The following is a 26,016-nucleotide window of genomic DNA, read 5'->3' as shown; positions in this document are numbered from 1 at the left end:
CGATGTTGTCGTGTCGAGCCGTGTAACGGCGGGCTCTTTAAGGATTGTAAGTCACGCATCGCGAGTGTCAATTTTCAGATCATCGGTGATAAATGCGATCAACGCGTCATGGACAGCCGGTATTCCCCACTTGTGCGCCACATCGCGGATTAGCTCAATGCTCCTTTACTTGCGTCTTCTACTTGCTGCCTTTATTTGCTTTATTTGCCTTCTTTACTTGCTCTCTGGCTCTTTGACTTGCGCCTGCACATCGATACTCGGCCAACCGCCGCCCAGCGCCTTATAAAGCAGCACGGTGTCCGACAGAATCAGCTGGTGATTGGCGAGCAGATCCTGCTGTGCCTGGAGCAAAGTCCGCTCGGTTTCGAAAACTTCCAGTTGCGACACCACGCCGAGGTGCAATTGCGACTGGATCTGATCGGCGACGATTTGCAGGCGCGACACCTCTTGCTGCAATTGCGCGCGCTGCGCCTTATGTGAACCAAGATTGACCAGCGCGTTCTCCACTTCTTCGAACGCGCCCATCACGGTCACGCGATACTGCTGCTCCGCGACTGTCGATTCCGCCTGCGTCACCTTCACGTGAGCGCGCACGCCGGGATCGAGCAGCGGAATGTTGATGCTCGGCATGAAGCCGTACGTGAACGATTTCAGCAGATCGGTCAGCGCGAAACTCGCGGTGCCGGCGTGTCCCGTCAGGCTGATGGTCGGCAACTGGGCGAGCTTCGCCTGGCCGACGAGGTTGTAGGCTTCCAGTACCCTGAACTCGGCGGCCACCACGTCGGGACGCCGCGCGAGCAGTTGCGACGGCAAGCCATCGGGCACATCCGGCAGTTGCACGCGCTCCTGCAAATGGCCTTGCGGCAGTTGAAACTCGCCCGCCGGTACGCCGATCAGCGTGCAGAGCGCGTTATTGGCAAGCGCACGCGAGCGGCGCAGCTCGAGCAACTGGTTGGTCAGGCGATTGATTTCCGCCTGCTGGCGCAGCACCTGGGTTTGCGGCACGAGACCGCTGCGGCGTTGGCCGTCGTAGATCGTGAGGATCTGCCGGTTGGTGTCGAGTGTTTTCTGCTGCTGCTCGATCTGGTCGTCGAATTGCAGAATCTGGAAGTACGTGCTGGAGACGTTCGCCACCAGTTCGAGATAGCCCGCGCGCCAATCCGCCTCGCTGGCGTGGAATTCGGCCTTTTGCGCCTGCACGCCTTTCTCGACTTTGCCCCAGATATCGATGTCCCAGTTCACCTGCGTCGCGACGTTGTACTGTTTGATGAAGGGCTGGCCCGTGGTCTTTTCGAAGTTGGCGCCAGCGCCGAGGTCCATGGTCGGCAACGCACCCGCTTTGGCTTCGCCGATCTGCGTGCTGGCGACGTCGATGCGCGCGGCGAGTACCTTGATGTCGAAGTTGCCCGCAATCGCTTTTGCGATCAGCGCGTCCAGATCCGGATCGTGGAAGCCCTTCCACCAATCAGGCTGGATGGTCGCGGCAGCCGACACGGGTGCGCCCTTGTGATCGGACCACGACGCTTTGGCGGGCGTGTCGGGGCGCTTGTAGTCAGGCATGCTGACGTCCACACACGCACACAGAGACAGCGCACATACCGCCGCCGCGCAAACGCCGCGCAGTGCCGCGCTCACGCGAGCGCGACCGCTCGCATGCGCCGGCTGACTTGCGCTGCGCTGCCGCGCGGGCGTCATGAACAGCAAGCGCTGACGGTCCGATGAATCAAGCAACGCTGACACGGTTATCTCCGATAACCCCCGCTTCGTCGCATGAAAAGAAGGCCCTTTCAGGTCGAGCATCTGCCGCGCGGCTTCATCATCAAAGCGGGCGGAAGTGTCGGCGCGGGGATCGGGCGGTGCGGCGAGGGGTGCGTGGAAAGGACGATTGGATAGAAATTTTTTTGAGTCGCCCGCCGTAGCGGGCAAGTTCCGCGGAGGCACGCGTGCCTCCGCGGCAGCGTGCGCCGTTCAGGACACGAAAATGTTGTTGCTCGAGCTCACATGCGGATCGATCGTGGTCGTGACGCCCGCAACGAACGCGTCGTTGTTGCCGTTCGCGCTCTGGATATTCATCGCCGTGTTGATCATCTGGGTGGCGTCGACCTTCTTGCTGTTGTTCGGCGCATAGACCGGCATGTAGTTGTAGTACGAGCTCGACGGATAGCCGTAGCCATAGCCGCCGCGCACGGCGCTCATGGCCTTGCTGTCGAGTTGTTCGGTGATGGACAGGTCTTTGATCATCAGCGTGTTCATGGTAACTCTCCTGGGAAGGGAAACTGCGCGGTCTTGCGCGTGGGTTCGAGCAACTTGTCTGCTCGGGCGTCACTCATGCATGGGCCGTGCCAGCATGACCTTCCGATCCTGAGGAATCCGATGAACTCAGATATTTAAGGGGCTGCGAGGATGAGCCATCAACCGGCCCGCAACGAAATCGACCAGTTGGCGTCTGAGGGATGGTGGATCGCAGCCAACAGCGCGCTTTAATTTGTTGGCTGCGTCGTGACACCGTGCCGGGCCGGATCTCACCGCGCGATGACCGTGATCTTCTTCGAGTACACCGGCGGGTTGTGGGGGATGTGCATGTCATCGCCCAACAGTAGCTGCAACGTGTGTTTGCCCGGCGGCAGTTGAATCATCGTTTCCGTTTCGCCCGCGCCGAAATGCAAATGGTTGCGGTCCGATGGAATCTCCTGGTCCATCGGCGGCAGATCGGTATCGATCAGAAGATGATGGTGGCCGGTATTGGGGTACTTGACGCCTTTGGGCGCGACACCCATGAAGCGCAAGCCGAACCATACGCGGAAGGGTTTGTTGGCGGGCACGACCTGGCCATCGTTCGGATAGCCGATATAAACATGCGCATCGGGCGGCGCCGGTGTGGTGCCGGCCACGGCGAAACCCGGCGCGGCCAATACCGCCGACGTCACGAGCGCCGCGACCGCAATGAGCTTGTACATGAGGTCTCTCCGTCCTGACTGACACGCGTTACTCGAACGAATCGGGCTCGTGTTATTGCACGGTGATGGTGATCTTTTTCGAATACACGGGCGGCACGTGCGGCACGTGATTGTGGTCACCGAGAATCAGCTGCAAGGTGTGCTTGCCCGGCGGCAACTCGATACGCGCGTCCGTTTCACCCGCGCCGAAGTGCAGGTGATTGCGATCCGATGGGATCTCCTGGTCGAGCGGCGGCAGGTCGGTGTCGATCAGCAGATGATGATGGCCGGTGTTCGGAAACACGATGCCCTTCGGGCACACGCCCATGTTGCGCAAGCCCATGCGCACCCACAGCTTGCCGCCGTGAATCACCGCGCCATCGGCCGGCCAGATGATGTACTCCTCGGCGCCGGGCGGCGCTGGCGTCTGCTCCGCCAGAGCGGAACCGGGCGGCATGACGCTGCCGAGCGCGACACAGAGCGCCGCGCATGCGGCCGCGCGCAACGCGCCAAAGCGCGCATTGACTCGATGAGGTCTGTCGAGGACAACGGGGACGAGATTTCTTCGCATAGCGCACTCTCCCGAAGATCGGTCACGGCCAACCCGGCTGCGCAAGGCAGGCCGAGCGTTCCGGCTCGATGTCGCTAACGTGGGTGACCGGTCAGCCACCTAGTTAAAACGACCGTGGCGCATTACTTTGTTAATGAGCTTAGGACGTAACTTGCCAAAAAGATACGCGACACTCGTTAACCGTAAGACGCATCAAGGACACGCGAACGTTGTGACATGCAAATCGCGTGCTATCGTTAATAAAGGGTTGCAAGCGGATGGTCGATAGCGGCATCGTTGCTTTGCCTGAAGTACTCCAGCGAACGCTGCGAGCAGCGCGGTCCTCGAATGCCTACGTTCTGTCCGGTACAAACAGGATATGAAGATGTGGCGAATATTCCTGCTGATGTGCGTGGCCGGAGCAATCGACGCGCAATGGGGCAGTGCCTGTGCGTCGACGCAACGTGAAGACGCGCTGCGGGGCGCGACGATTGCGAACATCGCAGCCAATGCGAGCGCGGTCACTGTGACGGCAGAGGCGGCGCCTGGGTTATTTACACCGATCGCGCCATACGCACCGAACGCGCCATTTGCGTCGTTCGCGCCATTTGCATCGTCAATCGGCGACGGAGACGCACGTTCTCCCCGCATTGCGCTCGTCATCGGCAACGGCGCGTATGGCGATCTCGCGGACCCGGTGCGGGACAACGCACCACGCGACGCGCAAGCGCTGCGCGACACGCTCCATGCGCTCGGCTTCGATGTCATCACGCGCACGAATGCGACGCCGCAGCAAATGCAGCAGGCGATCGGCGAATTCCGGCAGCGTCTGCGAGCAGGCGGCGTCGGTCTGTTTTATTTCGCCGGACATGGCATGCAGATCGGGCGGCGCACGCTGCTGATTCCCGCAGGACTCGACCCACGCTCGCCCGCGTCGCTGATCAATCAAGGCGTCGATTTGAATACCGTGCTGCAGGCGATGCATGCGCCGCGCGCAGGTCGCCTCAATCTCGTGATTCTCGATACGTGCCTGAACAATCCGTTCTCGCCCAACGCGACAGGCACCACGCCCGCGTTGCCCGCCGACACCGTGATCGCATATGCAACCGCGCCCGGTGGCTTCGCTGCGGACGCGACACGGCACGGCGTTTATACGGAGGCACTGCTGCGCGCGCTGAACGGCGCTGCGGCGCCCACCCTCGCCGATCTGTTTCAACGCGTCGCGGCGCAGGTTCGCGATGCGACCCACGATGCGCAGAAGCCGTGGCTCGCGGCAGCGCTTCCTTCGTCCGTCGACCTGAGCGCAACCGCTCATCGCAACGCCAACGCGTCTCACGCGTTAGCCGTTCGCGACGATCCGGTAGTGATGCTGCGCAGCAGAGGCATTCTGCCGAAAGACAGCAGCGAGCAATACGAAATCACGTTCTGGAATTCGATCAAGGACAGCAACTATCCGGCCGATTACGAGGCCTATTTGAAGGCCTATCCGAACGGCCGCTTTGCCACGCTCGCGCATGCGCGCATCGATCGTCTGCGCGCGGCGGCGGCAACACCGAGTGCGCCAGCGGTTGCGGCACCTGCATCGCCAGCGCCACCCGCGGTTGCACCCGCACCGCAAGCCGCACGGCCCATCGCGCCGGCTACGCCCCCCGCGCAAGAGCACCCACGCGCGACACCCGCACCATCGCCCGCACCATCGCCCGCAGCCACCGCGCCGGCTGCGCCCGCCGCGACAGCGGTCGCGCAAAAGCCCAACGCGCACGCGCCCAGCGCCAGTGAGAGTCGCGATTGCGCGACCTGCCCGATCATGATCGCCGTACCCGCGGGCTCGTTCGCGATGGGCAGCAGTACCGACGATCCATCCGAAAAGCCGGTCCATCACGTGAGCATCGGCGCGCCGTTCGCGATCGGCAAATACGCGGTAACGGTCGAGCAATGGAATGCGTGTGTCGCCGCCAATGCGTGTCAGAAGCTCACGCCTGAAAGCAACGCCAACAAGGCGGCGCCCGCACGCGATCTGAGTTGGGACGATGCGCAGCAGTACGTGAAATGGCTCGCCAGAATCACGGGCAAACCATACCGCCTGCCCACCGAAGCGGAATGGGAATACGCGGACCGAGGCGGCACCACGACCGCTTACTGGTGGGGTGACCAGATGCGCAAGGGCAACGCCAATTGCAAGGACTGCGGCGATCCGTGGCACAAGGAAGGACCGGAGAACGCCGGATCGTTCGCCCCGAATCCACTCGGGCTGTACGACATGAACGGCAGCGTCTGGGAATGGACCGCCGACTGCTGGCACAACACCTACCAGAGCGCCCCCGTCGACGGCCACGCGTGGGACAGCCCCGGCTGCGAAATGCGCGTGATTCGCGGCGGTTCATGGCGCGAAGGCGCAGGCTACATGCTCACCGCCACGCGCTTCAAGTACAGCGCGGGCGTGCGTCAATCGCAGAATGGCTTGCGGGTCGTCAAGGATGTCCGCTGACACGTGATGCGCGCGGTTCGCCGCGTGTTCGCGAGCAGCGCACGCAACACGCGATGCGCTCGCGCACCGGGTGCGTTCAAGGCGTGCGCGGCTTCGTCGTGATTGGTGCGAAGTCGGCGACGATGCGATCCTGGCCGTATTTGCCGCCGATCTGCGTGAGCCGCGTGTCGAGCGCGCGCAGATAGTCGGCGCGCGATTCGCTTTCCGGACGCGGCTTGTCGAACAGCGGCACCGGCGTAATCATCAGCACCAGCATCTCCGATCCGAACGGCTTCGAGACAATCCAGTCACCAGCGCCGCCGATGGTCGCCGCATAGTGCGGCGGCGCCTGATTGTCCTTCGCGCGTGGACTCGGCACCATGTGCACGACACTGCCGTCGAGCTGGTAGTAGTCGAGATTCACGTACGAGTCGAAGCCCGGCGTGGTGACGTCGACCACCAACGGATCGCCGTCGCGCAACTGGCCGCCTGGCGGCCGCACGTGCAATGCCGCCACGCGACCGGCTTGCCAGTTGCGAACCCAATGTGGCGCGAGCGTCTTGACGGCATCGCACTTGTCGTCGGCGAGCGGCTCGACTTCGAGCGTCAGCGTATCGACGCCTGGCAACGCCGCCAGCGTTTCCTTCAGGCGCCCCGCGCCATAGCGCTGCGAGACGAAGCCACGCACCGTCAGCGCATGATCCTGCACGGTGGCGGATAGCGCCGAGCATGGCACCTGGGCCAGCACGGGTGTGATGGCGGCCAGGGTCAGTGCGGGTTTCGGTTCGGGTTTCGGTTCGGGTTTCGCTGTGGCTGGCGCTGCAGCTGGTGGTGCGGCCGGCAGCGTTGCAATGGGCGTGGTTGGCGTGGCAATCGAGGTGGCCGGCGCCGTGCCGTTCGTCGCGGCAGCAGACGCCGGACCCGGCGCGGCAGATTGCGCCACGGTCGGCGGCACGACCGCCACCGCCTTCTCCTGCGCCGCCCCCGCCTGTTCCGCCGGCGCCTGCGAAGCACCAACATTCGCCGGTGCCCCGCCCTCCTGACTCGGCCCCGAGCGCAGTGCAAACACACCGACCGCCGCCGCGCACACCACGGCGAAACTCGCGAGGCCCATCTTCGCCAACTTGCCCGACTTTTCCGCACGCGCTTCGTTGTCGAACTCGGCGATGAAGCGCACCACGCTCGGCATGCGGGTGTTTCGATCGAACGACAGCGCGGCACGCAACGCGCGCCACTGGCGCGCATCGAGGTTGGGCGGCCGCTGCGGCTTGAAATCGGCGTTGCGCGCCTGGGTCGCCGACAGGCGGTCGAACGGATGGTGTCCGGTCAGCAACTCGTAGGTGATGCAGCCGAGCGCGTAGATATCGTCGCGCGGGTCCGGCTCGCGATGCTCGATCATCTCCGGACTCGCGTACGCGGGCGTCAATGCACCGAGGCTGCCCGGATCGAACACCGTCGCATCGCTCTCTTCCTCCGGGCGCTGGAACACGCGGGCAATGCCGAAGTCGATCACCTTCACTTCGGCGTTGGTCGTCAGAAACACGTTGGCGGGTTTGAAATCGCAATGGACGAAGCCACGCTCATGCGCGTAGGCCAGCGCCGCGCACATGCCGCGCACGATCGGCAACGCGGCGCGCACCGGCATGCCCTGATAGCCCGGCGTGCGCAGCAACTGGCTGAGCGGTTTGCCGCTCAGGTACTCCATCGTCAGATAGACGATCGGCCCGTCGCGGTCGAAGTCGTACACCGTGATGATGTTGCGATGGGCTAGCACTTGCGCCTTGCGCGCTTCACGCTGCAACGCGACGAGCGAATTCGGATTGCCGCGAAACTGGACGTTGAGCACCTTGATCGCGAGATACGGTTTGCGATCGGACGCCTCGAGCTTGCGCAGATCGAGCGCCTTGTACACCGTGCCCATCCCGCCGATGCCCAGACATTCCTCGAGCACGAAGCGGTTATTCAGCGTATCGCCAGTGCCTTTGATCTGGTCGTGTCCGGCGGCATTCTGCGCGTTGGCGCCATCGCCCGTGCCGCCCGCGCTGCCCGCACTGCCCGCGCTCGTGGAGCGCACCGATGGAATCTCCACCGTGGTCTGAATGCCGGTTTCTTCGCCGCCCGCGGGCACATTCGAAATGCGCAGTTGCTCGATGCGTCGCCGCACTTCCACGTAGAGATCGTCGGGTAAAGGCGCCTGGCGATGCGCGGCGCCAAGCATCTCCAGCAGCTGCGTGGGACCGAGTCCTTCGGTCGTCAACGTGCTGTCGAGTTGAGCGACGAACTCGTCACGGGACAGCTCGCCGTTCTGGAAGTCGTGAATCACACGCGCAAGGCTAGCCATTTGTGCGAAGTGCCGCCGCTGCCGTTGGGCCGGATCGCATGCGACCGAGGCCACGCGGGCCGATAGAAAACCTGTCGTAACCGGTTACATGTGCCGCTTCGATACTAGCTGCCGGGCCGCGCTTTCGTAAACCAGGATTGGCCCGCGCCATGCATGGCGTACGCGCCGCGGCGGTGTCGCACGGCGTCCAACAGCATGCGGCCGGGTGTCGGAGTTGCGCCACCGGTCGGGCATCCGCACGAACGGCCAGCGCGCCGTCTGCATCTCGTCTGTGAAACGCGCAAGCCTTGTGCAGAAGGCATCCGCCAACTTTGTCAGGACCCTTGAATATAGCTGGCACAGCCCGTGCATTAGTGACACCCGAGCAGACAAGTTGCTCGAACCCAGTCGCAAGACCGCGATATTTTCTTCCAGGAGACTTACCATGAACACGCTGATGATCAAAGACCTGTCCATCACCGAACAACTCGACAGCAAGGCCATGAGCGCCGTGCGCGGCGGCTATGGCTACGGCTATCCGTCGAGCTCGTACTACAACTTCAGCCCGGTCTACGCGCCGAACAACAGCAAGAAGGTCGACGCGACGCAACTGATCAGCAACGAACTGAACATCCAGAACGCCAACGGCAACAACGTCGCGTTCGCCGCCGGTATCACGTCGACGGTCGATCCCTACGTCACGTCGAGCAACAACATCCACGTGTAAAGCACGACGAAGCGAAGCGGCCGTGCCTGCGGACCGCTTCGCCTCGCGCCGATCACGCCCGTCTTCCGCGCACCTTTGGAGAATCACCATGTCATCCCTCATGATTCGCGATCTGTCCAGTACTCGCGAGCTCGACCGCCGCGCAATGTCGGCGGTGGCCGGCGGCACCGGCAGCAGTGTGCCCGGCCTGCCGTCCGCGGCCGGCCTCGGCAGCTTCGCCAACGTCAACGTCTCGATCAACCAGAACCTCACCCAGATTCAGACTGTCAACGTCGCCGCGCTCAACGACATTGGCGTGATCGGCACGAACATCCGGCCGTTGCATCTGGACGTCAGCCCGATGCTTACGGGCGCCAACTACGCCTACGTGTGAGCGCAAGCAGCAGTGAAGGAACGGGGGTTCTTCTACTGCCGCCTCGACATCACCAACAGGCAAGCCGCCAACAGATTTCCTATACTGATAGTGCGACGAGACCACTGCACACGGAACGCGAACGACACACACGAGCGGCGGCCGGACCAGTTCACTGGCCGGCCGCCCGATTTCTTTTCTGGGGCCGCCATGGCAAAACTGATCATCAAGGATCTGGCCGACAGCGTCGAACTGGACCGTCAGGCGATGGCCGCCGTTGTCGGTGGCGCGCGTGTCGGCGCGAGATCGAGCATGGCCGCGCCGCTGGTGCCGACGACACAGCGCGTGGTCGACTATCCGCCCGGCTTTCCGGGCGCGCATCGGAACATCATTGACGCCGCCATCCCGCGCAACAGGCAGCGCGGCTAGATTCGACTCCGGCGATTCACTGCAACGGCACGCGCCACCCGCGCGTGCCGTTTTTGCTTGCCTAGTGGCCCGTTTAATGGCCCGTTTAATGGCTTGCTTAGTGGCTTGCCTTGTCTGGATTCGCGTGGCCACCCGCGCCGGATTTTCCTCACGAGTCTCGCGCCCATTGGCATAGCCCTTGCAAAAACGGGGCTGAGCACCGCACCGTGCTCTCCCGCCCACTTCAAGGCGTAACGCCATGGAATCCACTGTCATTATCAAAGACCTGCCGCGTCGCGCGGATCACGCACATGAGAAGTGACGCTCACCGCCGAACAGATGAAGACGCTGCGCGGTGACCGCTCCGTGGTCGTCACCGTGGACAATGGCGCCGTGGGCCACGTCGACGACTGGGAGATCAACACCGCCATCTTCGAAGGCCGCATTGGTGGGACCTACTTATAGAACGCGCGAGCAGTTCGCAATTGGAAACGCGGCACCCCTGGGACGTTTATACGGCAGCGGGTGCCGGTTCGATTAACCCGGTGAATTTGCGCACGCGGCGACGCCGGCCACCTCGCGCTCACCTATGATGCTTAAGGCGCCACGTGGTTTTTTGCCAGCCGTCCGCCGATGGCACACGTCATCCGGACGACTCGATGGCGCGGCCGTGTGCACGGCGCGCAATTCGACGCGCCGCGCACGACGAACGACGATCGCGGCGCGCCACGAGCCGGTGTCGTCGAATCCGATTGGAGACGCGCAATGAAATTTATCGTGCAATGGACCGGTCTGCCGACCGCCGAGAATGCCGTCATCGAACGCTTCATGAAAACGGGCGGCCAGACGCCGGAGGGTGTCAAACTGCTGGGCCGCTGGCACGCGATCGGCGGCTTGCATGGAGTGGCCATCGTCGAGACCGACGACACGGACAGCATCGCGGCAATGGCGCTGCAATGGGGCGACCTGCTAACGGTGAGCATTTTCCCGGCGATGACTGACGAACAGCTGGGCGCAGCGCTCGGCAAACATCAGGCGTCGCGCCAGTGAGACTGTCATGAGCGCCGGTGTCGTCACGCCGCGTTCGGGCCGACCCGGCGGACAACTGCTGCCGTTTCGCGAATCGCTGCTGGCCATGCTCGGCATCGCGTGCGCCGCGATGCTGGTGGCGCTGGATCAGACTATCGTCGGCACGGCGTTGCCGCGTATCGTGGCCGAGCTGAGGGGCTTCGATCTGTACGCGTGGGTCGCGACGTCGTACATGCTCGCCTCGGTAATCACGATTCCGATCTTCGGGCGGCTCGGCGATCTGTTCGGCCGCAAGCCGTTCCTGATCGCGGCGATCCTGTTGTTTACCGGCGCGTCGCTGCTGTGCGGACTCGCCAGCAACATGCTGACACTGGTGATTTCACGCGGCCTGCAAGGGATCGGCGGCGGCATTCTGATCGGCACGGTGTTCGCCACCGTCGCCGACCTGTTCCCCAATCCGAAACTGCGCTTGCGCTGGCTGGTGTTCATCACAGCCACGTTCGGTATCGCCAATATGTTTGGACCGACGCTCGGCGGTCTGCTGACGCAGTACGGCGGCTGGCGGCTGGTATTTTTCGTCAACCTGCCGGTCGGCATCGCTTCCCTGCTGTTCGTGCTGCGCTTTCTGCCGCCGCTGCGTCACCTGCGGCGCAAGGGACCGGTGCGGCTCGACTGGCTCGGCGCGGCCGTGCTCGCATTCACATTCGGCACGGTGCAGGTCCTGATCGAATTGCTCCCAAGGCGCGGCGTCGATCCGGCCACCATTGCGCTCGCGCTGGTGGTGCTCACTTGCGCATTGATACTGTGGCTATGGGAGGCGCGCGTCGGCGATCCGATCGTACCGGTCGACATGCTGCTGGACCGCAAGCTCGCCGCGCTCTTCGCGATGTCGCTGCTCGGCGGCTTCGCGCTGTTCTCGCTGGTGTTCTACGTGCCACTGCTGTTCCAGGGCGGCTACGCGATGTCCGCGCACGACTCGGGCATGCTGATCACGCCGCTGCTGCTCGGCACGACCGTCGGCAGCGTGCTCAACAATCGTATCGTCACGCGCATCCGGCGCGCGAACGGCATCATGTATGTCGGCTTCGCGCTGTCCGCTCTCGCGTGTCTCAGCGTGGTCGTGCTGCGGGGTACGGAGCCGCATCTGGTGTGGATGTCTTGCATGGCGATGAGCGGACTCGGGCTCGGCCTGGTCGCCACCAGTCTGACGGTCTGTTCGCAGCAGATCGTCGCACGCGATCACGTCGGCGCGGCCACCGCGCTGCTCCAATCGCTGCGCACGTTCGGCGGCATGCTCGGCACCGCGATGACCGGCGCGCTGCTCGGCCATCTCTACTCGCGCGGCGTGCATCGTTCGCTCGATTCGTATCAGGCGACGCAGTGGTTCAAATCCTTCGCCAGTCCCGCACTGCTGGTGGACCGCGCAGAACAGGCCGCGCTGATCAACCGGCTGGTGAGCGCGGGCCATGCCGGCGACGCCATGATGAATTCCGCACGCGAAGCCCTCGTGCAGTCGATCCACATCGGCATCCTGGTCGCGGGCGCCGCCGCGCTGGTCGGGCTGTGCCTCGCGTGGTTCGTGCCGCCCGTGCGGATCACCTATCCGGACACCGAGGCCCCGGTGGACGAACCGGCGCCGGCCGAGCCGCTCCCGCCGCGGCGCGGCGCGCTGTAGGCGCCCTGCCACCGCGGGTCGCAAGTTCTTCATTGCGGTCTGGATTAACCACGATTAACCGCAATTAACCGCGAAAAGCGCGACGCGATGCGTGACGTCAAGGCGGTTTAGTCCGCCATCGTGTTGCCGGGAATCAGCCTTGAGCTAAGGGCAACGGCGCTGTGATCTCGTCGGGCACGCAGCATGCTCGACCACCATCGCATTCGAACTCGTATAAAAGGAGATCACCATGCCTTACCTTCTCGGTTGGTTGCTTGGCGTTCCATTGATCGTGCTGATTATCCTGTACCTCATTTTTCACTAACCCGACGCCGCATACGCGGTACACCTGACAGCCGTCCGGGCGCCACACGCACTCGAGCGCGGCTGTGGGAAAGGCGGCGCTCATTGTTGGGCGTCGCCTTTCGCGCGTGGGCGAACGGTCCGCCTCGACCCATTGGCGTACGCGCCTTTTCCGCTTGCACTGCCGAAAATAGCAGGTAAAACTAATTGCAGCAGTCTGCAAATTTGCCATATCTGCACACGTGCGCACTCACCGCGTACGCGCAAGGAGGGACCGATGGCAAACAACGAGTACACACTGTCGCATCGGGATGTGGTGAAGGCCATCATCATTGATCAGAATATTCACGAGGGTTTCTGGACGCTCAATGTCAACTTCAACGTTGCCGCCAGCCATGGCCCGCAACTACCCGATCCCTGCCTCGCGGTGACGATCACAGGCATCGGCATCATGCGCGCGGCGGCGGCCGATCCGTTTGCCATCGACGCCGCGCTCGTCAATCCGATGGAGCCAAGACGTGTGGAAGGAACGGTGCAGATCGCAGCCGCTGTCAACGGTACGCGCGAGAGCGGCATGCAATTTTGCCGCGACGTGTATCGCAATGTCGCTGTACAGAGTGCGATTCGCCCGCCGACAAAACCCGGCTGATACGGCAGGACGCGCCGGGTTCAGCGAGTGATGCGGCGCTTTACCGTGCAGCCCGTGCCGCCACAATGATCGCATCGGCGACGGCCCGAGGCTGACTGATCATCGCCACGTGGCTCGCATTGACCCGCGTCACCTTCGCATCGATGGTTTGAGCCATCGACTGCTGCAAATGCGGATCGATCAGCTCGACAGGATTGAAACGACATTGGATGGGCCGACCGTCCGCGTGAAAGCACACGGACGGCCAGTGCGTTACTCCGATTACGAGTGCGCATAGATCGAGCCGAGGCCGATCACCTCCGTGCCGCTCGTCGATGCGTGATTCATCGGCGAGCGCGACCCCGAGGCCGAGCTGTGTTTCGCAACTCCGCCATATGCCGCGGCAGCCGAGCCGTTATCGGCATGGATGCGCGCCTCGGCGGCCTGGATGTTCTGCGGGTACTGCGTGTTGTCGCTCGATGGGTTGTAACCAGCCCTCTGCAACTGCACCAGTTCCGCGCGCACGTCGGCGCGACTCAGCGCAGTTTGAGACTGCGCGAACGAAACGACGGGAACCGAAACAAGCGCGGCAACGATCAGTGATTGAACGAGTTTCATGAGTTTTCTCCAGATAGCAAAGCATTCAAAGGTCAAGGGCTAAGGTGAAGCACGAGACAGTGAAAGCAAGTAACCCGTCGTGTCCACCTGATTCAAACGCACTGTTGTGAATCAACCTTGCGTGAAGCTATTTGAACTCGCCGACGTATCTGGAATGTTTTCGTGAGGCCCGTTATTGCAAGCTTGTTTGTCTGGGTACGACGTCGATACATTGCGATACAAAAAAAGCCGCTCCGAACAAATTCGCAGCGGCTGTTTGGCGGGCGACGCGCAATGAGTGCCAGCTTTCACAGCGTGCCTTGCGCGGCCGATTGTGTCGCAATGTATCTGGACGCTGCGTGTACACAAAACATTGCATCCGCACGCCACTGCCGACATAAGCCAGATACGTGCGGACGTTCCAATACAGCCATACCAGTCAACGGAACGTCCATCATGCACAGCACCTTTGAAACACCACTCGCCTTGCTGGCCGGGCTTCTCACCATTGCGTCGCCGTGCATTCTGCCGGTCATGCCGATTCTGCTCGGCACGTCGGTCGAACGGCCTGGCCGCTCGCGACCGTTGTTCATTGTCGCCGGCTTCATTCTGACTTTCGCGACTTTCGCGATGCTGTTGGGCGCGGTATCCAGCACAGTGCACGTCGCACAACAGGTACTGCGCAATACAGGCATCGCGCTGCTCGCGCTATCCGGCCTGTTGCGTTTGTGGCCACGCCCGTATGACTGGCTGGTCGCGCAACTACAGGAACCGCTGGCGCGCATCGGCGCGGCCATTACACCGGGCGTACAGCGGGGCGTGCAGCCGGGCAGCGGCAATGCCGGCGGCTTCGTGCTCGGCATGTCGCTGGGCGCCGTCTGGACACCGTGTGCCGGGCCCGTGCTGGCTTCGATCCTCGTGCTGGTGGTCAAGGCGCAAGACCTCGGATGGTCGGCGCTGCTGCTTACCTTGTACGCGATCGGCGCCGCTATTCCGATGCTCGCGATCATCTACGGCGGGCATTACGTGACGCAACGCGTGCGCGTCGTGGCACGTCATGCCCATCTTCTGCAACAGGTGTTTGGCGTACTGGTGATGCTGACCGCACTCGCCATCTATCTGCAATACGACGTTCTGGTCTACGCCAGGATCGCCGCCCTTTTTCCCGCTCTGAAAGGACTCTGACATGCTCTCCCAACTCAAGACTCTCGCTATTGTCGCCACATTCGCCGCCACGACGGCGACCGCCGCCACCGCAATTGCGGCGCCGCTGAAAAACGGGCCGCCCGCGCCGGAATTCACCGGTATTACGAAGTGGCTCAATAGCGAGCCGATCACGCTACAACAATTGCGCGGCAAAGTGGTACTGGTCGATTTCTGGACTTATACCTGTATCAATTGCGTGAACACGCTGCCGTACGTGAAAGCCTGGAACCAGAAATACAAGGATCAAGGACTCACGGTGATTGGCGTGCACACACCGGAGTATCCGTTCGAGCGCAATACCGACAACGTCAAGACCGCGATCAAGCGCTTCGGTATCAGTTATCCGGTGGCGCAGGACAATCAATACGCGACGTGGAGTGCCTATAACAACCAGTACTGGCCGGCGTTCTATCTGATCGACAAGAAAGGACAGATTGTCTATACGCACTTCGGCGAAGGCGACTACGCGCAGACGGAAGCGAAGATTCAAGCCCTGCTCGCGCAAAAGGATTGATGCTGGCTTACTGCGGAACGTCCGAACGGGCCGTGGCGATGCACGACATCGTCACGGCCCGTCTTGCTGTATGGCCTCACCCGCGCGCTTCACATGGATCTGGTTGAGCATCTGAAAGATGCAGACCATCGACACCGTGACATTGTCGTGTGCATAAGCGACACTCGGTATTCCCAACGCTTGAGGAGAAAACGCAGGTGGATGCAACATATCGAAAGACCGAAACGACCTTGCGCACCGATCCGGATTTTTTCAGGCTACTGTCGAACAGCTATTCACGTCTGCTCGGCAAGCCGCTCGTACCCGAGCACGTGCCGATTGAAGACGCGCCACGCTGGCTTTACGAAAGCGCGCCATTCGGTCTGCTCGCGCACAACACGGCGGCGGACCCGGTCTTTGTGTACGGCAACCTGATGGCGCAGAAATTGTTCGAATACGACTGGGACGAACTGACAGCGCTGCCGTCGAGATTGTCCGCCGAAGCGCCCGATCGCAATGAGCGTCAAACCTTCCTGGAACAGGTGGAGCGTGACGGGTATGTCGCTGCATACCGCGGCATGCGGGTAACCCGATCGGGCAGGCGCTTCTGGATCGACAACGTGGTGGTCTGGCAATTGCACGATGACGCCGGCGTGCATCGGGGTCAGGCGGCGCTCATTCCGTCCACGTCGGGTGAATGAATTGCGGTGCGCATAGGTATGCCGCGCCTGCCTAGACTACGAACGCTCGCAGACAAATTGCCCGGTGCGTTCGCGCAGATGCTCGGTATTGATATGGCCGGCATCGCGCAGCCCACGAGATCCCGTCTGTGCGTCGCATCTCAACGCAGCAGCGTCGCGCATAGCGCCAAGCCGGTCACGTAAGTCCCGAGTCCACCGACAAACCGGAAAGGGTTCGGTTTGGCCATCGTTGGCCATGCGATCAGCCCGATGACGAGCAAACAGCGGCACACGGTTGCGGCGACGATCAGCGAGACTGTTGCTGCCGAAGGCGATCGTGCACCAAGATAGAGAAACAGCAACGCAAGGAACGGCGCGTATTCGGCCGTGTTGGCATGAGCCCGGATGAACTTGTGTAACCGGTTCGCGGGGTCCGGCTCGCAGCCTGAGACGGCACCCTCGCGAAAACGCATTGCCGAGACGGACAATCCGAGGCCGAAAAGTAGCAGCCCTAGAACTACCACGCATGCAAGAGCAACCCTGTCCATTTGAACCAGCCTCCCTGGCATTGAATCAACGAACGCCGGCTTGCGTCGGTAAGGCTAGCATAACGGTTCCCTCGGTTACGATGCGCCGGTTTCTAGCGAATAGTCTCCTCGAGAAGTGAGTGTGCAGGGATTTTCGTCAAGACGACAGATTACAGGCGTACGACATCGATCACCGCTTCGGCAAATGCCTTCGGCGCTTCCTGCGGCAGGTTGTGCCCGATGCCGCCGCCGATGTCCCGGTGCTGATACCTGCCCGTAAACTTCTTCGCATACGCTGCCGGATCGGGATGCGCCGCGCCGTTTGCATCGCCTTCCATTGTGATGGTCGGCACCGAAATCGTCGGCGCCATCGCGAGACGCTTTTCGATCTCGTCATATTGGGGCTCGCCGTTGGCCAGACCCAAACGCCACCGATAGTTGTGAATCACCACCGCGACGTGATCCGGATTCCTGAACGACTCCGCTGTGCGCTCGTAAGTCGCGTCGTCGAAATTCCATTTCGGCGAGGCGGTGTGCCAGATCAGCTTGTTGAAGTCGTGGCGGTTCGCATCGTAGCCCGCATAGCCGCGCTCGGTAGCGAAATAGAACTGATACCACCACGTCAGTTCCGCTTTCGGCGGCAGCGGCGCGCGGTTCGCTTCCTGACTGCCGATCAGATAGCCGCTCACCGACACCATCGCCTTGCATCGCTCGGGCCATAGCGCTGCAATGATATTCACCGTGCGTGCGCCCCAGTCGAACCCGCCAAGCACCGCCTTGTCAATTTTCAGCGCGTCCATCAGCGCGATGATGTCCACCGCGACGACCGCCTGCTGACCATTGCGAGGCGTATCCGCGGACAGGAAGCGCGTCGGACCATAGCCGCGCAGGTACGGTACGATCACCCGGTAACCGGCCGCGACCAGCAACGGCGTAACCTCAGCGAAGCTGTAAATGTCGTACGGCCAGCCGTGCAGCAAAATCACCACCGGCCCATTGCGCGGGCCCGCTTCCGCATAACTGATACTAAGTGTTCCCGCATTGACCTGGCGAATGTTCTCGAACGATGCAACGCGCGTTGCCGTCTTCGTATTGCCTGCCGTTTCGCCGGACTGCGCGTGCGCGAGTCCGCTCAATCCCAAATCCAGCAAACTGATTCCCGCAACGGCTGTCCCCAGCAAACGACGACGACGCGTATTGATCTGATCCGACATGGCTATTCTCCTTGTCTATGGATATTTATACGGCATTCGCATAAGAGAAAAAGAGGGCTTTTCATACGCATCCTGCATTGCGCACCGCGGCCACTGCCGCGGTGCGCATCGGTAGAGTCGCACGGCACCGTGAACGGCGCAACCACTGACTCACGGCTTCGCGTAGATCGGACCGAGGCCGCTCACGTCCGCTTGCGCGTCGTGCGATCCCCATGCCGAGGTGTCGGCAGTCGAAGCGCCATATGACGACGCCGACAGGCTCTTTCGCGCATTCAGGCGTGCTTGCGCCGCTTCGATATTCTTTGGGTATTGCGCCTGATCGCTGGCGGGGTTGTAGCCAGCGTTTTGCAGTTCGACCAGTTGCGCGCGGACCTCGGCGCGAGTCAGCGGCTGGTTCGACTGTGCGAACGACAAAGCCGGGATAGCGAGAACAGCAGCGACGACGAGCGATTGAACGAGTTTCATGATTGCCACCTCAAAAGAGAATGTGATTTCCGCAAATCCTGTTTGCGTTTCAGTCTGCGAGCCAGCTCATCTGGCTTGAAAGAATTAGACCGCGCTGACGTATCTGGCTTGTGTCCGCGAACGCTGGCTATGCAATGTTATGTATCAGCCGATCGCGCAGATACACTGCGATACAAAACGGCGAGGCTGCGTCGGTTGCCGGGTGCTCGGGCCAGGACGTGTGCTCCCGAGCGCGATCGAGCGCGATCGAGCGCCTCGCGCATACGAGCACACGAGCACACGATCAAGTCACGCCGCTGCAATACTTGGGCTCCACACCGATGAAGTCGCTCCATGCTTCACTGACTCGCGCAGCACTGTTTCTCCGCACGCAAGTTGCGAGTACAGTGCGATAAGCGGACTTGCCGGATGCTGTCCCTGATTCAGCCTCGCATCGCCGTCCATCGACCTGCCGGAATACCATTACACGATGAACTTCACAGACTTCTCCTCGCCCGCTTTCTTCGCCGATCCCTATCCGCTTTATCAGCAGGTGCGCGACGCCGGTCCGTTGCTTCCCGTCGGCGCCAATGCGCGCGTCACGGGCCGCTTTGAGATCATCGATGCATTGCTGCGCGACCGGCGCATGGGCAAGACATATCTGCAAAGCGTGAGTGCGCGTTATGGCGACGAAGCAACCGGACAACCCGTTTTTCAGGCATTGCGTCGCACGTTTCTGATGATGAATCCGCCAACTCATACGCGGCTAAGAGCGCTGCTGATGAAGGCTTTCAATGCAAGGCAAATCGGCAAGTTGCGGGACATCGTGGTGGCGACGGCGCATGAGCTTGTCGAACGTATCGGCACAAAGGCTGAATTCGACCTGGTCAGTGAATACGCGTTGCCGCTGCCGATTGAAATCATTTGCCGTCTGCTGGATATTCCATCCGCGCACGGCACTGAACTCGGCGTTGCGGCGAGCCGTCTCGTGTCCGCGCTGGATCTCGCGCCGCTGGACGAGCACGCGCTCGGCGAGGCGAACGACGCAGCCCTGACACTCGAGCGGTATTTCCAGAAGGTCGTCAAGCAACGGCGGGGCATGCCAGGCGACGACCTCATCTCCGCGCTGGTGTGCGTCGAAGATGAAGGCGCGACACTGAGCGACGAGGAAATTGTCTCGAACGCGATATTGCTGTTTATCGCCGGCCATGAGACAACCTCGAACATGATCGGCAATGCGATGGTGGCCCTGTTCCGTCAACCCGCGCGTCTGGACCAGCTGAAACGCGATCCGGCCTTGATCCCCCAGGCGGTCGCGGAGTGCATGCGCTATGACAGCTCGGTGCAGATGGTGGTACGCACGGCGCTCGAAGACGTGGTGATCGGCGATGCCGCCTTGCCCGCCGGGACCATCGTGTTCATGTTGATCGGTGCGGCGAATCGCGATCCGGCGGTGTTCCCGAATCCCGATCAGCTCGACTTCAATCGCGGCAGCGGCACGCCGACCTTGTCGTTTGGCGGCGGCATTCACTATTGCCTCGGCGCGCGGCTTGCGCTGCTCGAAATGGAAGCGGCAATTACCAGCCTCGTTACGCGCTTCCCGGATATGCGGCCGATCAATCTCGATCAGTTGGCCTGGCATAGCCGCAACAACCTGCGCGGCGTGCAGTCGCTGAAGATGATCAGCGGCGCGGGCTAGTGCCTGGTATCGGCACGCGTATCGTCATGCCAAAGCTTGCAGCGTTCTACGAGAGCTGTCAGTTGACGGACGGGGCAACAAGACGATCTGGTATCGTAAGATTGCTCCGAGTCCTCATTACCGCAGGGCAGTCCTGACGAAAGAGACCTGACTGTGGCCAGACACGATCCAGCGCTTCATCGCATCCGGAAAGCCCCGATGACACGCAGGCGCCGGCGCCTTCTCATCGTCTGCTTGATCTTGCTGATGGCGGCTTTCGGCTGGGGGCTGGCGGACGCACTCAAGCCCGCGTTCCAGCGGACGATCGTCATCACGACAGGTGCGGACAATGGCATCTATCGAGGCTTTGCGAATCACTACGCTCCTGTCCTGAAGCGTGCAGGCATCACGCTCGATATCCGCAGTTCTTCCGGTTCGGTCGAAAATTATCAACGCCTGGCCAATCCGGACAGCGAATACGAAGTCGGCTTTATCCAGTCGGGCACCACGAATCCGAAAGACACCGATCAACTGCAGACCATCGCCGCCGTTTCATACGAACCGATCTGGGTGTTCTATCGTGGCGATACCGTCATCGACCAACTGGCGCAACTGCGCGGCAAGAAGATTGGCATAGGCGTTCCGGGTAGCGGGCTGCTTCATGTGTCGCTTGTCCTGCTGGGCTACAGCGGCATTACACGCGACAACACCACGCTGCTGGAAGTGGACGCCCTCAAAGCATATCAAGGTCTTGAAAACGGGCAACTGGATGCGGCTTTCTTTATTGGCAGACCCGACGCCGACACACAGAAAGCGCTACTGAAAAGCGATCTGAAGCTGATGAGTTTTGCGCAGGCCGATGCGCTGGTGCAAAAATTTCCGTCTCTGTCGAAGATCATTTTCCCGCGCGGTTCGAGCAGCATCGTCGACGATCTGCCGCGCACCGACGTCACCCTGCTGGCCGCCACGGCACTGCTCGTGTCCAAAGACAGCCTGCATCCGGCGCTGACCTATCTGCTGCTGGATGCGGCCAAAACGGTCCACGGCGGTGAAGACTACTTCACGCCACTTGGCACATTCCCCAACCTGAACACCGAAGAATTTCCTATTGCCGATGAGAGCGAGCGCTATTTCAAATCCGGTCGCCCCTTTCTGCAGCGCTATCTGCCATTCTGGCTGGCCAGTCTGATCGAAAGGCGATTTCTCATTCTGCTTCCCTTCATGGCACTGCTCATCGGATTACTGCAGGCATTGCCGCGCATGGTGGAGGCGCGCATAAAAAAACGCCTGGTGGTTTGGTACCGGGAAATCAAATCGCTGGAAGATGAAGTCTGGAGAAGTCCGCAACCGAGCGCGGATCAGATCGCGAATTGGCGCAATGAGATCGAGAGCATCGATGCGCATGTCAGCCAGATACGGATTCCACATCGCTACTTCGAGGATGTTTACTCCCTCAAGCAGGCGATCGGCGTTGTGAGGGACCGCATTTCGCAAGTGGCTGCGAAGGTTGGGGAGTAGTTCGACATGAAAAGGTCGTTGACCTGCACATGCGTCATACGAATGCGTCGGCCGTTCAAGCGGCGAATGAATTGCTACCGTTGATTCGTCGGTCATCGCCATTGTTCTCGCTGGCTCTACTCATTCATTGCGCAACGATTTCTGCGAGGCCGCCAACAGCGCGCCGGCCGCCAGCAACAACGCGGAATAAACCAACCCCCGCGCGAGCCCTGCGCCATCCGACACCCACCCAATCGCCATCGGTCCGACGATCTGCCCGAACGCAAATACGATCGTGAACGCGCTGATCCCTTTGGGCCAGTGACTCAGAGGCAAATTGTGACGCACGAACGCCGTGGTCGAAGCAACCGCCGACAGAAACGTCGCGCCGAATAGCATTCCGGAAGCGAACGCCACCCAAGCTTGCGTGAACAGCGCGGGCAGCAGCGTCGCCACCGCGAGCAATGCGTTGAGCACCGCGAGCGCCTGGCCGCCGCGCATGCGATCGAGCAGCCCGGACCAAACGCGCGCCGAGACCACCGTCGCCACGCCGAGCAACAGATAGAAGCCCGTGACGACCGCGGCGCTCATCCCCGCATTGCGCAGCAACGCAACGATGAACGTCATGTAGCCGATATAGCCGACGCCGAACAACCCGTAGCCCATTAGCGCGGCACTGAAACGCGGCCAATGCAGCGCGCCGGCTGCGCCATGACTTCGCGCCGACGATGCCGCGCTCGCATGCATGCTCTCGATCCTGCGTGCCGCGCCGATCGCAACCGCGGCGAACACTGCGCAAGCGGCAGCCAGCGCGAACCACGCGAATTGCCAGCCATGCGCGGCGTTGACGATCGTCAGCGGCACCAGCACCGACGACGCCACGATGCCCCACCCCGTGCCGCCGTAATACAGTCCAAGGACGAGCCCCGCGTCGTGTGGCCGCGCCGACGCGAGACGCGCGGCCAGTACACCGCCGCTAATGAAAATCGCCGCGCTGCTCGCGCCAGTGATCACGCGCAACGCGAGCAATGAATGCGTGTCGGCAAGCAGTCCGCTGCCGGCCATCAGCAGTGCGGTGGCTGCGCAACCGCCGCCGAACAACGCGCCGACCGACCAGCGGCGCGCGAGTCGCGGGAAAGCCAGCGCGCCGAGCAGATAGCCGAGTGCGTTGGCGGTATTCATCGCGCCGGCTTGAGCGAAGCTCCAGCCGAGGTCGAGTTTCATCGACGGCAACAGCAGCGCATACGCGAAGCGGGCAAGTCCCAGCGCGATGGCGCTGCCTAGCGAGAGCGCCGCGGCAAGCGTCAGGGTGGGCATGCGCTGTGCCGCTTCGGCAGGCGTGGAATTCGATGCGGTGTCAAGCGAGATGGGCGACATGGGCTGGCGTGAGTGGGCAAGAATGCTGCGAGCCTGCCGTGGTGAGGCAGATGAATGCGGCAAGTCGCCATCATAGCCGGAGGCGCCGGGCGCGGCTGACCGTTAGTTGCATTAGACAGTAGTGAAGTGTTTTCCAACGAGGCCTCTGGTGCATGGGTGGATTCAGAACTGTCCAGGGCTGCAAGGGTCGCCGTCACGCCCTTACCGAAGCGCAACGGCATGCCTGTCAGGAAGCGGTCAGTCCGTTCCGTATTTCGGCGAACGCGGACCATACAGCAGCCCGGCTGGCGCCCCTGCATGCAGCAGCCGGTTGCCCGTCAGTGCCGCCACGTCGTGGCTTTCGTCGGACAACGTATGCGCGATCTGTTTGACCGCGGCCTGTACCAGTGCACCAATGAGTCCGCCGCCAACGTTGACGTTCCCGCCGAGTTCCTTGCCTGTCGCTCGGCCGGTACCCTGCCACAGCACATCGCCCGTCTTCAGGTCGATCAGCTTCGCCGACGCAGCAACGACCGTCGTACTGTCGACAATCTGATAGACAGAACCATACTGGGTGACCTTCGCGTATAGCGCGGCATCAGCCCCAAATATTTCGCGCAGCTTTGCCGGTGGTGCCGACTGGATGTCGGCCGGTGCAGTCAGGCCGTTTTGCCTGAAGGTTTCGTCCATCACCGCAACGGGCACCACGTAGTAGCCTGCTTCTGCAAGCGGCATCGTCAGTTGCGACAGTAGTCCGTACGTCGCGTGCACGTCGGCCGTTTCGTTGACGGGCGGCAGGACGACAATCGAACGCGGCCGGCTGCTCCTGAAGGCGGTGTAGTCGACATGCTGCGGGTGTGCCGCGCAGGCGGCGAGCAGCGCGACAGTCGTTAGTGACGTCGTCAGTTTCAGGGAAAAGATCTTGAACATGGTTGCACGCTCACAGTCGTTTTGAGTTTTTCTTCATGAGGAAGTCCATGTAGGTGGACGACTCCGGGAACAGCTCCTTCTCGGCCTCAAATTCCTGCATCGCCTGCCCGATCCTGTCAACGCTCACATACAGCATCCCAAGCTGCGCATGGAAGCCGGGCGGCGGCATGTTGCCCTTTGCGCGAATCTGTTGGAGCGCCTTCTCCAGTGCGTCGATCTGCTCTTCGGGCGCCTTTTTCCCCTTGAAGTATTCGTACACCTGGGGCTGGTAGGCGTCCCACTGATAGAGGGTCGGCGGCTGCGTTGCCGCGCATCCGGCCAGCAATGCACTGGCCGTGAGAACCTGCACCAGCAGGCTCCCTTTGAGCTTGCCGTTTCGCTTCATCGTCCGACCGATCTCCCGTCTGATAACGTGTCTGTGCATGAGTTATTTCCCGAGCCTCAGTGCACCTGCATCAACCTGGGCGGCAAGCCGGTTCACTGCCTCCTGGATGGCGAGGGTCAGCACCTTGCCATTGAGCGTCGAGTCGTAACTCGCCGTACCGCCGAAGCCGATGACTTCGCGACTGGACAGACTGTATTCGCCCGCGCCCTGACTCGACAGGACAACTTCCGAGGTTGTGGTGTCGATGATGTTCAGGCTGACTTTCGCATACGCGACCTGGCTCTTGCCGTGACCAAGGATGCCGAACAGCTCGACATCGCCGACTTCCTTGCGACCGAATTCGGTTACATCGCCCGTCACAACATAGTTGGCGCCCTTCAGCGTCTGTGCTTTTTTCATGAAGGCAGCTTCCTGCCGGATCTCATCCAGGTTGTCCCGCTCCAGCACATTGAAGCGACCGCTTTCCTGCAGCGATGTCAGCAGGATCGTTTTGGCCTGGCCACCGAGGCGGTCGATGCCGTCGGTGAAAATGCCCCGCATGTAACTTGACCGGTTGTCGAACTTGCCCGCGGCGATTTCGACACGCCTGCCGGTATAGGGTGTCTGGGCACTACTGATCGCCGGAACAGGCAAGGGACGCGACGCCTCGGTCGCACAGCCCGCAAGAGCGGCAGCGATCAGCGTCGTAATCAGCAGCCTGGGTGTTTTCGATAACTTCAAGACTTCACCTCACTTTGAGAACAACAGGATTGGAAAACGTCAGCCAGCAACCATGAAATTCGACCTGTTGACGTAGCATTGTTTATAGCGTTAGTGAGTCCGTGCATTCGGGCCGAAATCCGGATTACCATTGATCTGCCCAGCTAATTGCGAACTGGTGATAACGGGCGAATTGTTGAGTATTGCGCCGTTTTTTGCACATCGAATTGCGAATACGTATTCAGAGAAACGCCCGCTCCCGAGGCTCTGTTGATATTGACTGCGGCAGGCCACTCGCAGTACTGATGACACCTGGCGCATGCACGCCAAAGGGGACGATCTGCGCGTCCGACATGACAGGTGCAAGCCCGAACAGTGCAAGCGCGGCAAAGACCACGTGACGCACTGCAAAGAGAGTAAAGGACTGGAGTGTGACCGATGGACCGGTTTGTCGATCATCCACATTGCCGTGTCCAACTGCGGTTTCTGCGACAGCAACGAGCATGCCCCGGAACCGGCTATAGACCAGCCGGAACGTATTCCTGTTCATTTTCTTTGTGTGTAACTTCTGACTTCGGGGAAAAATAACGCTAACAACGGCTATGGTTGGTCAAACAATGTTAATTCGATACCGAATAACAACGACCACATGAAAATCAGAATTGTCCTATTGAGATGCGAATAACATTTATGCTTTAAAAGGATAGACGCCGTTTCTGAGAGCCGCTGCATATACATGCGGGATTGGACCGCCTCTCTCGGTTACCACCAATAACTTAGGTATTCCTAATTATTTGGGCGCGAGTTTGAGGGACTTTCCGAATTGCTCCCCTGCCGTTCACAAGGGTGAAAGGCAGGCGGGGCAAACCTTTCGTTCTGGATTGCACCCTGTCAACGCGACAGGGCGAGACCGTTTTCGAGATAGGCCTGATCATG

27 protein-coding genes and 2 pseudogenes are annotated in these 26,016 nt (G+C 61.4%); 14 read left to right on the top strand and 15 right to left on the bottom strand.

Going from position 1 to position 26,016, the window contains the following annotated elements; genetic code table 11:
- Positions 1-213: 213 nt before the first annotated feature.
- The 4 genes from BN2475_RS02505 to BN2475_RS02490 form a co-directional block, all read right to left on the bottom strand.
- The gene (locus BN2475_RS02505; protein ID WP_174641853.1) at positions 214-1,695 is read right to left on the bottom strand and encodes an efflux transporter outer membrane subunit; all 1,482 of its coding nucleotides are present in this window, start codon (positions 1,693-1,695) and stop codon (positions 214-216) included.
- Between the two features lie 273 nt (positions 1,696-1,968).
- On the bottom strand, positions 1,969-2,253 hold the full coding sequence (locus tag BN2475_RS02500) for a hypothetical protein (protein ID WP_094777988.1): 285 nt from the start codon (positions 2,251-2,253) through the stop codon (positions 1,969-1,971).
- Between the two features lie 269 nt (positions 2,254-2,522).
- Positions 2,523-2,957: a DUF4399 domain-containing protein gene (locus BN2475_RS02495; protein ID WP_094777987.1), complete on the bottom strand. Its 435-nt coding sequence runs from the start codon at positions 2,955-2,957 to the stop codon at positions 2,523-2,525.
- A 52-nt stretch (positions 2,958-3,009) separates the two neighbouring features.
- On the bottom strand, positions 3,010-3,507 hold the full coding sequence (locus BN2475_RS02490) for a DUF4399 domain-containing protein (protein WP_094777986.1): 498 nt from the start codon (positions 3,505-3,507) through the stop codon (positions 3,010-3,012).
- Between the two features lie 358 nt (positions 3,508-3,865).
- Here BN2475_RS02490 and BN2475_RS36445 point away from each other — a divergent pair.
- A pseudogene (locus tag BN2475_RS36445) lies at positions 3,866-4,705 on the top strand (caspase family protein); the annotation flags it as partial.
- A 147-nt stretch (positions 4,706-4,852) separates the two neighbouring features.
- Positions 4,853-5,974: a formylglycine-generating enzyme family protein gene (locus tag BN2475_RS36440; RefSeq protein WP_425435459.1), complete on the top strand. Its 1,122-nt coding sequence runs from the start codon at positions 4,853-4,855 to the stop codon at positions 5,972-5,974.
- A 76-nt stretch (positions 5,975-6,050) separates the two neighbouring features.
- Here BN2475_RS36440 and BN2475_RS02480 read toward each other — a convergent pair whose 3' ends face one another.
- The gene (locus BN2475_RS02480) at positions 6,051-8,294 is read right to left on the bottom strand and encodes a serine/threonine protein kinase (protein ID WP_094777985.1); all 2,244 of its coding nucleotides are present in this window, start codon (positions 8,292-8,294) and stop codon (positions 6,051-6,053) included.
- A gap of 424 nt (positions 8,295-8,718) precedes the next feature.
- On the opposite strand from BN2475_RS02480, the gene BN2475_RS02475 reads away from it, so the two are divergent.
- From BN2475_RS02475 to BN2475_RS02445, 7 genes are all read left to right on the top strand, one after another.
- Positions 8,719-9,000 (top strand): hypothetical protein, encoded by a 282-nt coding sequence (locus BN2475_RS02475; RefSeq protein WP_094777984.1) that lies wholly within the window; start codon positions 8,719-8,721, stop codon positions 8,998-9,000.
- Positions 9,001-9,088: 88 nt separating this feature from the next.
- Positions 9,089-9,373, top strand: a complete 285-nt coding sequence (locus BN2475_RS02470) for a hypothetical protein (RefSeq protein ID WP_094777983.1) — start codon at positions 9,089-9,091, stop codon at positions 9,371-9,373.
- 189 nt (positions 9,374-9,562) lie between these two features.
- Complete coding sequence (locus BN2475_RS02465) at positions 9,563-9,781, top strand: hypothetical protein (RefSeq protein WP_094777982.1); 219 nt, start codon at positions 9,563-9,565, stop codon at positions 9,779-9,781.
- A gap of 297 nt (positions 9,782-10,078) precedes the next feature.
- A complete protein-coding gene (locus BN2475_RS02460) occupies positions 10,079-10,225 on the top strand; it encodes a hypothetical protein (protein WP_245841131.1) in 147 nt (48 codons plus the stop codon).
- 300 nt (positions 10,226-10,525) lie between these two features.
- Positions 10,526-10,810, top strand: a complete 285-nt coding sequence (locus BN2475_RS02455; RefSeq protein ID WP_094778025.1) for a DUF3303 domain-containing protein — start codon at positions 10,526-10,528, stop codon at positions 10,808-10,810.
- A gap of 7 nt (positions 10,811-10,817) precedes the next feature.
- On the top strand, positions 10,818-12,464 hold the full coding sequence (locus tag BN2475_RS02450; RefSeq protein ID WP_094777981.1) for an MFS transporter: 1,647 nt from the start codon (positions 10,818-10,820) through the stop codon (positions 12,462-12,464).
- A 598-nt stretch (positions 12,465-13,062) separates the two neighbouring features.
- On the top strand, positions 13,063-13,395 hold the full coding sequence (locus tag BN2475_RS02445; protein WP_245841130.1) for a hypothetical protein: 333 nt from the start codon (positions 13,063-13,065) through the stop codon (positions 13,393-13,395).
- 40 nt (positions 13,396-13,435) lie between these two features.
- Here the strand turns inward: BN2475_RS02445 and BN2475_RS35245 are convergent.
- Both BN2475_RS35245 and BN2475_RS02435 read right to left on the bottom strand, forming a co-directional pair.
- Positions 13,436-13,579 (bottom strand): annotated as a pseudogene (locus BN2475_RS35245) (alpha/beta hydrolase); the annotation flags it as partial.
- 77 nt (positions 13,580-13,656) lie between these two features.
- On the bottom strand, positions 13,657-13,992 hold the full coding sequence (locus BN2475_RS02435) for a DUF4148 domain-containing protein (protein WP_094777978.1): 336 nt from the start codon (positions 13,990-13,992) through the stop codon (positions 13,657-13,659).
- Positions 13,993-14,427: 435 nt separating this feature from the next.
- On the opposite strand from BN2475_RS02435, the gene BN2475_RS02430 reads away from it, so the two are divergent.
- The 3 genes from BN2475_RS02430 to BN2475_RS02420 all read left to right on the top strand — a co-directional run bounded on the left by BN2475_RS02430 (position 14,428) and on the right by BN2475_RS02420 (position 16,371).
- On the top strand, positions 14,428-15,156 hold the full coding sequence (locus tag BN2475_RS02430) for a cytochrome c biogenesis CcdA family protein (protein ID WP_094777977.1): 729 nt from the start codon (positions 14,428-14,430) through the stop codon (positions 15,154-15,156).
- Between the two features lies 1 nt (position 15,157).
- Positions 15,158-15,691 (top strand): thioredoxin family protein, encoded by a 534-nt coding sequence (locus tag BN2475_RS02425; RefSeq protein ID WP_094777976.1) that lies wholly within the window; start codon positions 15,158-15,160, stop codon positions 15,689-15,691.
- A 197-nt stretch (positions 15,692-15,888) separates the two neighbouring features.
- Positions 15,889-16,371, top strand: coding sequence for an MEKHLA domain-containing protein (locus tag BN2475_RS02420; protein WP_094777975.1), 483 nt, complete (start codon positions 15,889-15,891; stop codon positions 16,369-16,371).
- A gap of 140 nt (positions 16,372-16,511) precedes the next feature.
- Here the strand turns inward: BN2475_RS02420 and BN2475_RS02415 are convergent, their stop codons facing one another.
- The 3 genes from BN2475_RS02415 to BN2475_RS02405 form a co-directional block, all read right to left on the bottom strand.
- Positions 16,512-16,898, bottom strand: a complete 387-nt coding sequence (locus BN2475_RS02415; protein WP_094777974.1) for an MAPEG family protein — start codon at positions 16,896-16,898, stop codon at positions 16,512-16,514.
- A 149-nt stretch (positions 16,899-17,047) separates the two neighbouring features.
- Entirely contained in the window at positions 17,048-18,091 is a 1,044-nt protein-coding gene (locus BN2475_RS02410; RefSeq protein ID WP_094777973.1) for an alpha/beta fold hydrolase, read from the bottom strand.
- A 150-nt stretch (positions 18,092-18,241) separates the two neighbouring features.
- The gene (locus BN2475_RS02405; RefSeq protein ID WP_094777972.1) at positions 18,242-18,556 is read right to left on the bottom strand and encodes a DUF4148 domain-containing protein; all 315 of its coding nucleotides are present in this window, start codon (positions 18,554-18,556) and stop codon (positions 18,242-18,244) included.
- 469 nt (positions 18,557-19,025) lie between these two features.
- On the opposite strand from BN2475_RS02405, the gene BN2475_RS02400 reads away from it, so the two are divergent.
- Both BN2475_RS02400 and BN2475_RS02395 read left to right on the top strand, forming a co-directional pair.
- Complete coding sequence (locus tag BN2475_RS02400; RefSeq protein ID WP_094777971.1) at positions 19,026-20,234, top strand: cytochrome P450; 1,209 nt, start codon at positions 19,026-19,028, stop codon at positions 20,232-20,234.
- A gap of 198 nt (positions 20,235-20,432) precedes the next feature.
- A complete protein-coding gene (locus BN2475_RS02395; protein ID WP_094777970.1) occupies positions 20,433-21,731 on the top strand; it encodes a TAXI family TRAP transporter solute-binding subunit in 1,299 nt (432 codons plus the stop codon).
- 120 nt (positions 21,732-21,851) lie between these two features.
- On the opposite strand, the gene BN2475_RS02390 is transcribed toward BN2475_RS02395, so the two are convergent.
- From BN2475_RS02390 to BN2475_RS02370, 5 genes are all read right to left on the bottom strand, one after another.
- On the bottom strand, positions 21,852-23,087 hold the full coding sequence (locus BN2475_RS02390; RefSeq protein ID WP_094777969.1) for a YbfB/YjiJ family MFS transporter: 1,236 nt from the start codon (positions 23,085-23,087) through the stop codon (positions 21,852-21,854).
- Positions 23,088-23,324: 237 nt separating this feature from the next.
- Positions 23,325-23,996 carry a DUF799 domain-containing protein gene (locus tag BN2475_RS02385; RefSeq protein WP_094777968.1) on the bottom strand — a complete coding sequence of 224 codons (672 nt, stop codon included), beginning with the start codon at positions 23,994-23,996 and terminating at the stop codon, positions 23,325-23,327.
- 10 nt (positions 23,997-24,006) lie between these two features.
- Positions 24,007-24,381: a DUF4810 domain-containing protein gene (locus BN2475_RS02380; RefSeq protein WP_094778024.1), complete on the bottom strand. Its 375-nt coding sequence runs from the start codon at positions 24,379-24,381 to the stop codon at positions 24,007-24,009.
- Between the two features lie 42 nt (positions 24,382-24,423).
- On the bottom strand, positions 24,424-25,101 hold the full coding sequence (locus BN2475_RS02375; RefSeq protein ID WP_094777967.1) for a CsgG/HfaB family protein: 678 nt from the start codon (positions 25,099-25,101) through the stop codon (positions 24,424-24,426).
- A gap of 220 nt (positions 25,102-25,321) precedes the next feature.
- Complete coding sequence (locus BN2475_RS02370) at positions 25,322-25,630, bottom strand: ESPR-type extended signal peptide-containing protein (protein ID WP_094777966.1); 309 nt, start codon at positions 25,628-25,630, stop codon at positions 25,322-25,324.
- Positions 25,631-26,016 lie beyond the last annotated feature (386 nt).

Source organism: Paraburkholderia ribeironis, assembly GCF_900019265.1.
Taxonomy (GTDB): domain Bacteria; phylum Pseudomonadota; class Gammaproteobacteria; order Burkholderiales; family Burkholderiaceae; genus Paraburkholderia; species Paraburkholderia ribeironis.
The sequence above is the reverse complement of the archived record's forward strand: the minus strand, read 5'-3'. Positions and strand labels throughout refer to the sequence as shown.

Bases quoted from the DNA above. Each gene is read 5' to 3' on its own strand.
- BN2475_RS02505 (WP_174641853.1), bottom strand. From the start codon at position 1,695: ATGACGCCCGCGCGGCAGCGCAGCGCAAGTCAGCCGGCGCATGCGAGC.
- BN2475_RS02500 (WP_094777988.1), bottom strand. From the start codon at position 2,253: ATGAACACGCTGATGATCAAAGACCTGTCCATCACCGAACAACTCGAC.
- BN2475_RS02495 (WP_094777987.1), bottom strand. From the start codon at position 2,957: ATGTACAAGCTCATTGCGGTCGCGGCGCTCGTGACGTCGGCGGTATTG.
- BN2475_RS02490 (WP_094777986.1), bottom strand. From the start codon at position 3,507: ATGCGAAGAAATCTCGTCCCCGTTGTCCTCGACAGACCTCATCGAGTC.
- BN2475_RS36440 (WP_425435459.1), top strand. From the start codon at position 4,853: ATGCTGCGCAGCAGAGGCATTCTGCCGAAAGACAGCAGCGAGCAATAC.
- BN2475_RS02480 (WP_094777985.1), bottom strand. From the start codon at position 8,294: ATGGCTAGCCTTGCGCGTGTGATTCACGACTTCCAGAACGGCGAGCTG.
- BN2475_RS02475 (WP_094777984.1), top strand. From the start codon at position 8,719: ATGAACACGCTGATGATCAAAGACCTGTCCATCACCGAACAACTCGAC.
- BN2475_RS02470 (WP_094777983.1), top strand. From the start codon at position 9,089: ATGTCATCCCTCATGATTCGCGATCTGTCCAGTACTCGCGAGCTCGAC.
- BN2475_RS02465 (WP_094777982.1), top strand. From the start codon at position 9,563: ATGGCAAAACTGATCATCAAGGATCTGGCCGACAGCGTCGAACTGGAC.
- BN2475_RS02455 (WP_094778025.1), top strand. From the start codon at position 10,526: ATGAAATTTATCGTGCAATGGACCGGTCTGCCGACCGCCGAGAATGCC.
- BN2475_RS02450 (WP_094777981.1), top strand. From the start codon at position 10,818: ATGAGCGCCGGTGTCGTCACGCCGCGTTCGGGCCGACCCGGCGGACAA.
- BN2475_RS02435 (WP_094777978.1), bottom strand. From the start codon at position 13,992: ATGAAACTCGTTCAATCACTGATCGTTGCCGCGCTTGTTTCGGTTCCC.
- BN2475_RS02430 (WP_094777977.1), top strand. From the start codon at position 14,428: ATGCACAGCACCTTTGAAACACCACTCGCCTTGCTGGCCGGGCTTCTC.
- BN2475_RS02425 (WP_094777976.1), top strand. From the start codon at position 15,158: ATGCTCTCCCAACTCAAGACTCTCGCTATTGTCGCCACATTCGCCGCC.
- BN2475_RS02415 (WP_094777974.1), bottom strand. From the start codon at position 16,898: ATGGACAGGGTTGCTCTTGCATGCGTGGTAGTTCTAGGGCTGCTACTT.
- BN2475_RS02410 (WP_094777973.1), bottom strand. From the start codon at position 18,091: ATGTCGGATCAGATCAATACGCGTCGTCGTCGTTTGCTGGGGACAGCC.
- BN2475_RS02405 (WP_094777972.1), bottom strand. From the start codon at position 18,556: ATGAAACTCGTTCAATCGCTCGTCGTCGCTGCTGTTCTCGCTATCCCG.
- BN2475_RS02400 (WP_094777971.1), top strand. From the start codon at position 19,026: ATGAACTTCACAGACTTCTCCTCGCCCGCTTTCTTCGCCGATCCCTAT.
- BN2475_RS02395 (WP_094777970.1), top strand. From the start codon at position 20,433: ATGACACGCAGGCGCCGGCGCCTTCTCATCGTCTGCTTGATCTTGCTG.
- BN2475_RS02390 (WP_094777969.1), bottom strand. From the start codon at position 23,087: ATGTCGCCCATCTCGCTTGACACCGCATCGAATTCCACGCCTGCCGAA.
- BN2475_RS02385 (WP_094777968.1), bottom strand. From the start codon at position 23,996: ATGTTCAAGATCTTTTCCCTGAAACTGACGACGTCACTAACGACTGTC.
- BN2475_RS02380 (WP_094778024.1), bottom strand. From the start codon at position 24,381: ATGAAGCGAAACGGCAAGCTCAAAGGGAGCCTGCTGGTGCAGGTTCTC.
- BN2475_RS02370 (WP_094777966.1), bottom strand. From the start codon at position 25,630: ATGAACAGGAATACGTTCCGGCTGGTCTATAGCCGGTTCCGGGGCATG.